Here is an 11665-nt window from a genome sequence, read left to right on the forward strand (position 1 = left end):
GTTTGATCTTAAATGAGTATTTCCATGCGCAAATTCATTATTCATGTTGTAAGTGCCGCTTTGGTAGCAGGTGCTCTTGTTCCCGCCGGCGCCGCTCTGGCCAAGGAAAAAATCGTTATCGGGGAGCAGAACTGGACGGGGGCGATCGCTATTGAGCACGTTATTGGTGAAGTTATTTCTACCCGGCTGGACGCAGACGTGTCTTACCTTGCTGGGGACGTTCCTGTGCTGTTTGCTGCTGCCGCGAAGGGGGATGGCTCAGTGGACGTGCTCCCGGATATCTGGCTTCCAAATCAATCCGCAGCCTGGGCGAAATACGTGGAGGGCGGCACCCGTTCACTAGTGCCCAACAAGCATCCGTATACCGGTGTGCAGGGATTCTACGTGCCTGGCTACATTCAGGATAAGTACGGCGTGAAGTCTGTCTACGACCTGAAAAAGCCGGAGGTGGCGAAGCTGTTCGCCCCTCTGGGAGGCGGAAAAGCCGAATTGCTCGTAGGACCAGCCGGTTGGGAGTCGACTAATATCGGCGAGGTCAAAGCCAAGGACTATGGCTTCTCGGGCAACTTCGACTCTGTCTCCACCGAAGCTTCGGTGACCTACGCCAAATTGGACGCAGCGTATAAGGCGGGACGCGGTGTGGTCTTCTATGCCTACACGCCGGACTGGATTTTTTCCGCTTATGATCTTCGCCGTCTGGACGAGCCTGCCTTCGACGGCTACGCCCAGGACAACAAGAAAGGTGATCCGTCATACAAGGCAGACGGTTGCTGGAAGTTCATCAGCCCGACTGTGGACAGCGACTGGCTTAAGAAGAGTCAAATTACCTGTGCTTACCCCGACGCGAAGGTCTATGTGCTAGCGTCCCGTTCGCTGCAAAAGCGCTCTCCGAAAATCGCGGCATTCCTTGAGAACGTTGCAATCGATCCTAAATCGCTAAACGATCTCATCTTGAAGATCGAGAAAGACAAGCAGCCTGCCGATGTCGCAGCGAAAGCGTGGGTAGCAGCGAACCGCCCGACCGTCGACAAATGGCTCGCTGACGCCAGCAAGCCGGTGAGCGCGTCTCAGTGACTGGCCAGAAAGGTCAGTGGCGTGGCAACGCGCTCCCCTATAGAACACAAGAGGCCATGAAATGATTGAAGTTGAACAAGCCACCTTCGGAGCAGGGTGTTTTTGGGGTGCGGAAGCTGCCTTCCGAAAGCTACCGGGCGTGGTCGATACGCGGGTGGGGTTTGCGGTGGGAACTGGCCCGGGTGCTTCGCGAATTGAAGTTGTCCAGGTCGATTTCTCGCCAGAGACGCTGACACTCGGCACCCTGATTGAGCACTTTTGGGAGCTACACGACCCGACCTCTGTAGATCGGCAGGGAGACGATGTCGGAACAAAATATCGTTCGGCCATCTTTGTGACTTCGACCCGACAAGCAGAGACAGCCCACTAGGCGATTTCGACGCTCGAGGACTCACGCCGCCTCGCGCGCCCGGTTGCGACTGTGGTTTCATCGTTGGGGCACTTCGAGCTGGCGAGTGAGGATCAGCAAAGGTACGTCGAGCGACACGGTGGGACCAGTTGTAGCCTTTAACGAGCGAACCGTTAGGAGCCCGGCATGCGGGTTCCAGCGATAAGCATTGCGTTTCTTGTTCGTTCGCCCGGCGAATCGCAGATCGTATGCTTACGGTGCGCTAGCAACCGCTAGCAACCGCTAGCGACAAGAACGCGCGTATTGCGCCACTGCTCACTGATCCATGAATCGATTTCATTCTTTAAGTCGCCGTCGTTTCGTAGCAAGCGGCTTGACGCTTGCTGCCTCATCGGTGCTGCCGCAAGCGCACGCACAGAACAACCCCCTCGCGCCGACGAGGTTCCTGCGCATCGGTTACCAGAAGGGCTTGTTAAGCATTCTAAAGGGACGTGGAACCCTTGAGCATCGGCTGGCGCCGCTGGGTGTGAGCGTCGAATGGACCGAGTTCCCGTCCGGGCCACCGCAACTGGAGGCACTGAATGTCGGTGCGATCGACTTTGGTGACGTAGGCGAGGCGCCGCCCGTGTTCGCGCAGGCGGCAGGGGCACCGTTTGTCTACTATGGCCAGACCGCGCCGCGTCCGGCCAGTGAAGCACTGGTGGTGCCGAATGACTCGCCGGTGAAATCGGTGGCACAGTTGAAGGGCAAGCGCATTGCGTTGACCAAGGGATCGAACACGCATTTCCTGTTGTTGAAATTGCTTGCGACGGCGAACATCGAATACACCGACGTAACGCCTGTGTGGCTCTCGCCGTCCGACGCCCGCGCGGCGTTCGAGCAAAAGGCGGTCGATGCCTGGATCATATGGGATCCCTTTCTCGCGGTCGTGCAGGCGACGGGGAATGCGCGCATCGTGGCGGATGGCCAGGGCCTGGTCCAGAATCGTGCGTTCTACTTCACGTCGCGCACTTACGTGGACAAAAATGATGACGTGCTGCGCGCCGTGCTGGAGGAAGTCGGCGCCGCCGATCACTGGATAGCGACGAATCGCGAGCAGGCGGCTGTAGAATTCTCGCGCTTGTGGGGCGTTCCACAACCGATCGTCATCACGGTGCTCACGCGGCTCAAGTATGGAACGCAACCCTTCTCGCGGGATGCCCTGGCCAATCAACAAAGCATCGCGGACGCTTTCTACAAGCTCAAACTGCTACCGTCCCGGATCGATGTGAGCGCTGCGGCGCCGCCAAGGCTTGCTTGAGCCTCGCGCGTGCTTAGATGGTCGATGCCCGCTTCGTGGCCGTATCCGTTTGCGAGTGCATCCCCTCGCGTTCGAGCCATGAGCGGAACAACACGACCCGATCGTCCGCAGACTTCCCATCCGGAACGTAAGTGCAATAACTGCGCGACGGCAGGCGAGGGCCGACGAACGGCGCGACAAGCCGGCCAGCGGCGAGATCGTCCGATACCAGCGCAGTCGGTCCCATCGCGATACCGATTCCGTCGATGGCAGCCTGCAACGTCAGATAGAAGTGGTCGAAGGTCAGGGCTGCAGCGGGCCTGAGTTCAGGAATCTGCGCCTTCGCCAACCAGTCCGGCCAAAGGCGCGGAAGACTTGAAGTGTGCAGCAGCGTATGCTGCCGCAAATCCTCCGGCATTCGAAGCGGCAGTCGCTGAAGAAGTGCAGGACTGCAGACCGGGATCCTCTCGTCGGACAGGAAGGGCCGCATCGAGTAGCCATAGAACGTGTCCGGGCCGCCCCGGATGACGATGTCATAGGTGTCCTTAAGACTCTCGACTGACTCGTTCGAAGTTTCCACCTTCACGTCCACGTCGGAATGTTCGGCGCGGAATTTCGCTAGTCTCGGCACCAGCCAGCGCAATGTGAATGTTGCGAGCGCGTTCACGGACAGTGTCCGGGAGGCCGTTGGCGGGACGCCATATCTGGCGGTTGCCTGCGCAAGCTGTTCGAACAAAGGGCCGATTTCGGCTAAGTAGGTTTTCGCCGCCGGAGTGAGCACCACGCGCCGGTTGTGCCGTTCAAATAGCGCAGCGCCTAGCCATTCCTCGAGCAGGCGCACGTGCTGGCTTACAGCACCGTGGGTCACGAGCAATTCGGCGGCGGCTTCCTTGAAGCTGCCAAACCGGCCTGCGGCCTCGAAGGCACGCAATGCATTGAGTGGGGGCAATATCCGTTTCATTCGAGATAGTTTATTTAACGCGAATGCGAAATTTATCTGGTTTGTCAGCCTGCCGCAAGATAGATATCCTGTTTGCTGCGCCGGCGATTCTGGCGTGAGCAGTCATCAGTCGGCGAGCGGACCCGCAAAGGCATGTTCGAGTTCGCCGGCACTTCGCGTTGATTCGTGGCGCTTGTAGGCGCGGGGCATAGTCTCCTGCACCCTTTTCGGCTCGGAACCTACATGCTCAGTTATACCGGTGGCTTCGTCCTCGTTGCCGCCCTGCTTCACGCAAGCTGGAACGCGATGCTGCACGGCAACCGCGACCGCTTGCTGTCCATGACCTGGATGAGCATCGCCATCGCGACGGTCTCTACGGTGGTGATTATGTTCACACCGTGGCCGGCCTCAGCCGCTTGGCCGTACGTCGTCACATCGGGGCTCGTGCATATCGTCTACAACGTGACCCTCGTACGGTCGTACCGCCGCAACGATCTGGCGCAGGCGTATCCGATTGCGCGCGGCTCGTCGCCGCTGCTCGTCACGCTCGGCGCGGCGCTCTTCGCGCATGAGGCGATCGGTCCCTTGCACGCTTTGGGGATCGCGATGATATCGGGCGGCATCATTGCAATCGCGCTGGAGGGGCGTCATGTGTCGCGCGGCGGTGCACTGGCCGCGCTAACGACGGGTGTGACGATCGCGCTCTATACCGTGATCGACGGCATGGGCGTGCGCTCATCCGGCGGCCAGGCGCTCGCCTACACGGCGTGGATGTTCATGTTCTATTGGCTGATGCCAGTGCTGTTCGCCGCGACGCGTGGGGTCACTGCCCTGTGGGCGCCGGTACGGGCGGCGCCCATGGCGGTTGGCTCGTCGCTCGCCGGCGGCCTGGTGTCGATCGCAGCGTATGGGATCGTGATATGGGCGTTGCAGTCGGGCGCGATGGGCGCGGTATCGGCTTTGCGCGAGACCAGTGTAGTGTTTGCGGTGCTGATCGGACGAATGTTCCTGCGGGAAAGGGTCAGTGGAAAACGCTGGCTCGCGTGCGTGATCGTCGCTGGTGGGGGGGGTTGTCTGGGGCTTTGACATTGCCTAAGAGGAGGAATCCATGCTTAAGAACATTGCAACCAACCTGCTTGACATCGCATACGACGAACAGGGGGAAGCCGATGGATGGCCAGTCGTCCTGCTGCACGGTTTCCCCTACGATATCCATGCGTACGAGGACGTGGCGCCACGCCTGATATCCCAGGGTGCCCGCGTTATCACACCTTTTCTTCGCGGATATGGGTCAACCCGTTTCCTTGCAGCGGCAACACTTCGTTCGGGCCAGCAGGCAGCGCTGGGGGCAGACCTGTTATCACTGCTCGATGCGCTTCAGATTGAACAGGCCGTGCTGGGCGGATATGACTGGGGCGGCCGGGCAGCATGCGTCGTGGCTGCGCTATACCCGTCGAGAGCGCGCGGACTGGTTTCGGCGAACTCTTACAACATCCAGGATATAGCCACCGCCATGCGGCCAGCCAGCCCCGAAAAAGAACATCGCATGTGGTACCAATATTATCTTCATGGCGAACGCGGCCGGGCCGGACTGACTGAAAACCGGCGCGCGTTCTGTCGACTCTTATGGTCCTTGTGGTCGCCGACCTGGCGCTTCGACGACGACACCTACGCGCGTTCGGCAGATGCGTTTGACAATCCAGATTTCGTCGACGTTGTAGTCCATTCCTATCGGCACCGTTTCGGACTGGTCGAGGGCGATCCTCAGTTCGACGATATGGAGCGGCGCCTCGCCGCCATGCCGTCGATCACCGTGCCGACGATCACACTCGAGGGGGATGCCGACGGCGTATCGTCATTGTCGGGAACAAAGGCAGACGCAAGGCGCTTCACGGGACGCCATGAGAACCGCGTCGTGCCGAATGCAGGTCACAATCTTCCGCAGGAGGCACCAGAAGCGTTCGCCGCCGCGGTTCTTGATATCAACGCCTGGATTGATTGATGCCGAGCGTTTGCGCCATTTTATACAAGCACCATCACGTAAAGGATCACTAAATGAATGCTGTTCCGCAGGCCCCGGTCATTCTGATAACGGGTGGAGGTCGTGGCGTAGGGGCGGCGACTGCGCGGCTTGCTGCCGCACAAGGTTACGACGTAGCGATCAGCTTCGTCTCTAACGAGTCTGCCGCCTTCGCGGTGGCGGCTGATGTGGAAGCTGTCGGGCGCCGGGCTTTAGCCGTGCGCGCGGATAGCTCGGATCCTGAGCAGGTCGCTCAGCTATTCGCCGTGATCGACCGGAAGTTCGGCCGGATCGATGTGCTGGTGAATAACGCCGCAATCATTGCGCGGCAGTCCCGGCTAGAGGATCTCGAATTCGAGCGGATACAGGGTATCTTCGCGGTCAACGCGATCGGTCCTATCCTCTGTGCACAGCAAGCGGTGAAGCGGATGTCGTATCGTCATAACGGGCGGGGCGGCGCCGTGATCAACATCTCATCGGCATCGGCCCGGCTCGGCAGTCCGAACGAATATGTCGACTACGCTGCCTCGAAGGGTGCTGTTGAGACATTCACTACCGGCTTCGCCAAGGAAGTCGCGCGAGAGGGGATACGCGTCAACTGCGTTCGCCCTGGGCACATCTACACTGACATGCATGCTAGCGGCGGAGAGCCGGGACGGGTGGATCGTGTCAAAGACTCGATCCCCATGGGAAGAGGCGGTCAACCTGAAGAGGTTGCGCGAGCGATCCTATGGCTAGCAAGCGCCGAGGCTTCCTTCATCACCGGCACGTTCCTAGATGTCACTGGCGGCAAGTGAGCGACAGGGCGCGGCGCTGGGCCCTTGTCTCGACGCACCGTGTGGCGGTTGGTCTGGGGGTTTGAACGGCCAAGATGTCGATCTGTGCCCGACGCGTTGCTTTGCGCGCAACGGTCGCGGCGCCTGGGCGCTGCTCACTGCTTGCGGATCTGTGTAGATTCCGGCGCCCGGTGCTGTACTGACGCACGTACACTCGCCTGCTTCAAAGCGTTTAAACGCTGGACTGCTACAATTCCAGTCCTTTTTACCGGGTGAGCGCAATGGGATTCGAACAGCTAGCAGGACTCAAGGAAAAACTTTCAAAGCCGGCCATCACGAAAGCGCCCGCGAAAGCGCCGGCACGCCCGAATCGTGTCCCTGCAGCCGCGCCGACCTCAACTGTAATGCCTGCTGCGAATACCCGACCCGTGGACCCGGTGGTGGTGAGCATTGGCCGCCTTCAAAAGCGCTTCCCGGCAGCCTTCCCCAAGAATCCAGCCCCCAAGATCCCGCTCAAAATAGGCATTTTCGACGATCTGATCTCGCACATGGCGGAGCTCAAATTGAGTGAAACAGAACTGCGTGATGCGATCAAGATCTGGTGCCGAGGAAGCCGTTACTGGACCGCGCTGGTCAACAATGCTATCCGAGTAGATCTGTCGGGTGCGGAGGCCGGCCGCGTGTCGCCGGAAGACGCAGCTCGTGCGCAAAAATTCGAGCAATCGCGGTTAGCCAGAGCTGCCGCAAAAGCACCCACTCCGAAGACAACGTCCTGAGTTGAGCGACAGGCGGCCACCACGCCTGGTTAGACAGCGGCTGCGGCTGCTGTACGATTTTTTGCTGATGCATAATGCTTAGGAATGCATTCTACTTGTAGAAAATGTAGTTGGCGATGTACGGCGAGCTGCCGAGCTCATGTTCGGCCGAACAGGGCGCGGTCGGCATCGTGCCGCCCACGGTATTCACGCGCTGCACATAGCGAATAGCAGACAGCATGCCGCTTGCGGCGGTGCTGCGGGTTTCGAGCAATAACTGCGGCACGCTCGCGGCGGTTGCGCTTGGCGTTTGTGCGATCACACGCCCCACGATCCGGCTGCCGTCGTCCGCCTCCCACGACGGCCCCGCCGAATGCCGGATCAGTGCGTGGCCGCTTGCATCGTAGAGCGTTGCCTGTGGGTTCTTGAACACCCAGCCTAGATGGTTCTGCGCATCGTACTCGCATGAATACACCTGAAGGCCGGATGCGGTCGTCGTCAGGACGCGTTCCGCCTGAGGGAGATCGATAGAGGGCGCAGCGAACGCAGCAGTGCTTGCAGCGCACATGGCTATCACGATGGCTACCCGGCTCGCCCGGTCGAAAATAATGGACATGAAACTCCTGCATGAAAGGATGACACGATATGAATAGTGCGCCCTTCGCTGCGCCCTGTTCGAGTGCGCGGCCCTGTGGGTCCGAGCGCACAAGGGTATCTCCTTAGCAAGGGCCAATGCGTTTTGAACGGCGACACGGCGGATCCCGTCTCTCATGAGCGCGTTAAAGAGGCCTATGTGGGTGGCTGAATCACCTTAGCACTGGAGTTGGCGCTCTAACGCTAAAGTATCGGGGATAAAACAGCAAACGCGAGCAAGTCGGGAACGTTTTCTGCAACCGTTGTCCCATATAATCAGCCGCTGCGAAAATCGCCACCAGAACTCAGGAGAACAACTTGCTTAAACGCGCCGGTTTGGCCGACATATTAATAAAAGACGAAGCAGAGATTCTTGCAAACTGGGTGGCCGAGCAACTTTCGGGTGGGGCGAAGGGCGGCGCTCTCTCGGAACAGGAGATCAAGGAATCTTCGCGTGCCTTCCTGTCGGTGTTCGCGACGGCCGTAAAGAACGACTACACCGAGCAAATCACCAGTGCTCAATGGGACGGAGTCCGGGCGCATCTCGCTAAACTGTCGCGCGAACGCGTGGTGCAAGGGTTTTCCTCCGAAGACACCGCGACCTTCATTTTCTCGCTGAAAAAGCCCTGTTCGACAGTCTGCGCAAATCGGGCGACGACGCGGATCGTCTAAACGAGGAGTTCTGGAAGCTGACGCAAGTGCTGGACGGAAAGCAGCCTTATCTTCCGACACGGCGTTTGTACCGACAGCCGCGATAATAGATATTGGCTTGCCGACATGTCTGGTTTCGATGTCGCCGCCAGTTTGCGCAAGCGCTTTAATACGGAGCCGCTGACATTAATCGCTCTTAGTGGCTACGCGACGGCGGAGGTCCAAAAGGAAGCGATCGAAGCCGGGTTTGACTACTATTTTGCTAAGCCGGTGCCGATCGACAAGCTATTCGATTTGATGGAAACGTTGCTTGCCCCGAGACAGGTCGCCTCCACGTAGGTGATTCGGCGCCGTTACACATAATTCAGACGCTAACGTCGAGTCCCGCGCTTCTTGGTTTTGGGCGTCCGTAAAATGTGCGCTAACCCACATAAAAAAGCCGCTTGTTCTGGAGACCTTATAACTATCGCCTACTGTCTTCTTAACCGAATTAGGCGTTTCGGCAGTCGACGTGACACGACCGTGAAAAGGAAGAATAACCATGCCAAACGGTATGCTTCACCAGGGCGATAGCGGCGACGACGTCAAGACACTACAACAAGCGCTCACGGGACATGGCTTCAGTCCAGGTGCGATCGACGGTATGTACGGGCAAGGCACCGTCGCCGCGGTCATCTCGTTCCAGAATAGCGAAGGGTTGCTGCCGGATGGGGTGGCAGGACCGCGTACGTTGACTGCGCTAGGTCTTGCCGACTCGGATGAATTGCCGTCGGCCGTTCCCGCGGTATCCGTCGAGGTCGTCAGCCAGATGTTTCCGATCACGCCCATTGGAAATATCCGAACCAATTTACCGCCGGTGCTTTCGGCGCTGATCAGGAATCAGGTGGCTGACAAGCCCATGGTCCTGATGGCGCTTTCCACCGTGCGGGCGGAAGTGGAGTGCTTCGAGCCAATTAGCGAGGGGCAATCCCGGTATAACACGTCGCCGGCGGGCCATCCATTTGATCTCTACGACAACCGCAAGGATCTGGGTAATCAGGGGGCGCCGGACGGTGCGCAGTTCAAGGGTAGGGGATACGTCCAGCTCACTGGGCGGTCGAACTACGCGACCTACGGGCCGAAGCTCACGCCGTCCGTCGATCTGATCAAGAATCCGGACCTGGCTGGCGACCCGGCCATCGCTGCGAATCTGCTCGCACTGTTTCTCGCGGACAAGGAGCTTGCGATCAAGAACGCCTTGCTTGCCGGGAACATGGCAACGGCAAGGAAACTGGTCAACGGCGGCACGAACGGTCTGGATCGTTTCGAAGACGCCTACAAGCGCGGAGCGGCCTTAATACCCGATTCGCCCGGCGCGTGAGACCTGTGCCAAGGTGAATGGCATGAGTTCCCCGACTCTCGACCTTGGGCAGACCCCATCCGCCGATTCGGCGCCCACCCCCGATCCTGGCTCGTCAGGCGCCGACGCAACTGCGGCTGCGTCTGCTCCGACAGGTGGAACACCGGCGTCTGGGCAATCGCCAGACTCTTCCCCATCGCCTAACCCCGATCGCACTGTGTCTCGTCAGGTTGGGTCTCCTGCAGAACAGTTGATACTTCAGCGTGACCTTAATGAAGCCCTCCTGCTGATGGATTTTATTTCCGGGCGGCCGGATGTCCATATATGGGATATCGGTGACATCAAATACCCGGTCCGTGGAGATAAACCCGATCATGGGGGCAATACGGACAGTGGGGCTAATCAGACGCCCACACTGCCGCCGATCGAGGTGATCCGGCGAATCTGTGCACTGCGGTATCCGCCGCAAGAGAATCTATCTCTTTCGGAAAGGGCGGACAATTCCGCATTGCTGCTTTGTGTGAAGGACAAGCTGAATTCAATCGCACATCCGGCCAATGGACTCACGATCGCATACACCTACATGTTTCTGGAGGAAACGGCTCAATCAAAGGGTGACGAATCGACCGAGCAGCAACCTACTGTCATTGTCGAAAAAGGGACTCGGGCCACCGTCGCGAAGGCAGCCTATCCAGGACTTATCCCCAGTGCGAAGCGCTTCCGATGTTTTCACAGAAGCGTCGCTCGCGTTGGGGCTGCGATCACCACATTTTCTGCGATCCTCTTGTGGCTGGTCGTGTACGGAGTTCAGCTAACTTCTCGCTTCGAGGAGGACCAAAAAAGTGCGACGGATGTTACCAGTCAGATATATACGTTAGTTGACAAGGAAAATGCGGGAATCGCCGCAGAGCGGCAAAGTCACGATAGCGTGCCGACGCGTTGCAAAGCCAGGATCGAGGCACAGAGCAATCAGATCAGGCTGCTTTGCAACCAGTGGTCGTACTATCAAGCGCGTTACGAAAAGTCGATCAACGATGTTGCGACCTTCGCTAACAAGTGGCCCTCCGACTGGCTGATCATTCCGTTTCCCACGTCAGCCACGCTGGAAAAAAACAAGGCCGGCGACTCCATCGCAACCCAAGAGGACGTTCAGTCGATCACCTTGGTCCTGTCGGCGTACGCAAGTTATGTATTGCCGGTGTTGTTCGGGCTGGTCGGAACCATTGCTTCATTCTTGCGCGATATAAGTAATCGCATAACCGGGAGCATCCTGTCACCCCGCGACGAGACCCTTGCAATCATACGAATTATCCTTGGAGCGATTGCGGGGCTTGCGGTGGGATTATTTTTTACGCCGTCCTCCGTGGCAGCACAAATAAGTTCGGGTGCCGGCGTGCTGACGCTTTCGGCGTCCGGAATTGCATTCCTGGCTGGCTATGGCGCAGACGGATTCTTTCGCATGATTGATGCAATGATTACCCGTGTCTTTAGCATCGACCAGAAGCCGACGCAAACGAAGTGATTCGGGCGGGTCATCCCAGTGCGGATACTGAGCGAAGTCTTTGACGGCGGAGTCGGCGGGGGCGTTCGGCCGCAAAGTGGTCTTGTGTTCGTTGACCGGAGTAATATCCGATTGACGTGTACTAAGAGGAAGCCGAATTGTTTTTTCAGCCTAGGAGTGTCAGACGCGCAGTCCTGCTATTTCTGCTTCTCTGCAGCCCGATCTCATGGGCAAGCGACATTCAATGTGAGCGCGCGCAGCAGCCGGGCCAGCGGGTTATTTGCGACCACGCGATTTTGAATCATGAGTACGACGACATCTATGAGCAGCAGCAAAAACTAGTTCAGC

The 11665-nt window shown here is 58.5% G+C and carries 13 protein-coding genes; 11 read left to right on the forward strand and 2 right to left on the reverse strand.

The genetic code is table 11. The features are described from left to right. The first annotated feature begins 24 nt into the window (after positions 1 to 24). From WCA53_RS03750 to WCA53_RS03760, 3 genes are all read left to right on the forward strand, one after another. A complete protein-coding gene (locus WCA53_RS03750) occupies positions 25 to 1074 on the forward strand; it encodes a glycine betaine ABC transporter substrate-binding protein (protein WP_423905591.1) in 1050 nt (349 codons plus the stop codon). 61 nt (positions 1075 to 1135) lie between these two features. Then, a complete protein-coding gene (locus tag WCA53_RS03755) occupies positions 1136 to 1444 on the forward strand; it encodes a peptide-methionine (S)-S-oxide reductase MsrA (RefSeq protein ID WP_423905594.1) in 309 nt (102 codons plus the stop codon). A 304-nt stretch (positions 1445 to 1748) separates the two neighbouring features. Further along, on the forward strand, positions 1749 to 2723 hold the full coding sequence (locus WCA53_RS03760) for a sulfonate ABC transporter substrate-binding protein (RefSeq protein WP_423905596.1): 975 nt from the start codon (positions 1749 to 1751) through the stop codon (positions 2721 to 2723). A gap of 13 nt (positions 2724 to 2736) precedes the next feature. Here WCA53_RS03760 and gcvA read toward each other — a convergent pair whose 3' ends face one another. After that, a complete protein-coding gene (gene gcvA, locus WCA53_RS03765; protein WP_423905597.1) occupies positions 2737 to 3663 on the reverse strand; it encodes a transcriptional regulator GcvA in 927 nt (308 codons plus the stop codon). Between the two features lie 222 nt (positions 3664 to 3885). Here gcvA and WCA53_RS03770 point away from each other — a divergent pair, with 222 nt between their 5' ends. From WCA53_RS03770 to WCA53_RS03785, 4 genes are all read left to right on the forward strand, one after another. After that, positions 3886 to 4728: an EamA family transporter gene (locus WCA53_RS03770; protein ID WP_423905599.1), complete on the forward strand. Its 843-nt coding sequence runs from the start codon at positions 3886 to 3888 to the stop codon at positions 4726 to 4728. Between the two features lie 22 nt (positions 4729 to 4750). Continuing rightward, positions 4751 to 5644 (forward strand): alpha/beta fold hydrolase, encoded by an 894-nt coding sequence (locus WCA53_RS03775; RefSeq protein WP_423905601.1) that lies wholly within the window; start codon positions 4751 to 4753, stop codon positions 5642 to 5644. Between the two features lie 53 nt (positions 5645 to 5697). Next, positions 5698 to 6459: an SDR family oxidoreductase gene (locus WCA53_RS03780; protein ID WP_423905604.1), complete on the forward strand. Its 762-nt coding sequence runs from the start codon at positions 5698 to 5700 to the stop codon at positions 6457 to 6459. A 260-nt stretch (positions 6460 to 6719) separates the two neighbouring features. After that, a complete protein-coding gene (locus WCA53_RS03785; protein WP_423905606.1) occupies positions 6720 to 7214 on the forward strand; it encodes a ProQ/FinO family protein in 495 nt (164 codons plus the stop codon). A gap of 91 nt (positions 7215 to 7305) precedes the next feature. On the opposite strand, the gene WCA53_RS03790 is transcribed toward WCA53_RS03785, so the two are convergent. After that, complete coding sequence (locus WCA53_RS03790) at positions 7306 to 7809, reverse strand: DUF3455 domain-containing protein (protein WP_423905608.1); 504 nt, start codon at positions 7807 to 7809, stop codon at positions 7306 to 7308. Between the two features lie 335 nt (positions 7810 to 8144). Between WCA53_RS03790 and WCA53_RS03795 the strand changes: the two genes are divergently transcribed. The 4 genes from WCA53_RS03795 (at position 8145) to WCA53_RS03810 (ending at position 11338) form a co-directional block, all read left to right on the forward strand. After that, positions 8145 to 8498, forward strand: coding sequence for an RsbRD N-terminal domain-containing protein (locus WCA53_RS03795; protein WP_423905610.1), 354 nt, complete (start codon positions 8145 to 8147; stop codon positions 8496 to 8498). A 105-nt stretch (positions 8499 to 8603) separates the two neighbouring features. Then, entirely contained in the window at positions 8604 to 8816 is a 213-nt protein-coding gene (locus WCA53_RS03800; RefSeq protein ID WP_423905612.1) for a response regulator, read from the forward strand. A 202-nt stretch (positions 8817 to 9018) separates the two neighbouring features. Continuing rightward, entirely contained in the window at positions 9019 to 9837 is an 819-nt protein-coding gene (locus WCA53_RS03805; RefSeq protein ID WP_423905614.1) for a peptidoglycan-binding protein, read from the forward strand. Positions 9838 to 10033: 196 nt separating this feature from the next. Continuing rightward, a complete protein-coding gene (locus WCA53_RS03810) occupies positions 10034 to 11338 on the forward strand; it encodes a hypothetical protein (protein WP_423905617.1) in 1305 nt (434 codons plus the stop codon). Positions 11339 to 11665: the final 327 nt, after the last annotated feature.

The organism is Caballeronia sp. (genome assembly GCF_049581465.1).
In the GTDB taxonomy this organism is placed as follows: domain Bacteria; phylum Pseudomonadota; class Gammaproteobacteria; order Burkholderiales; family Burkholderiaceae; genus Caballeronia.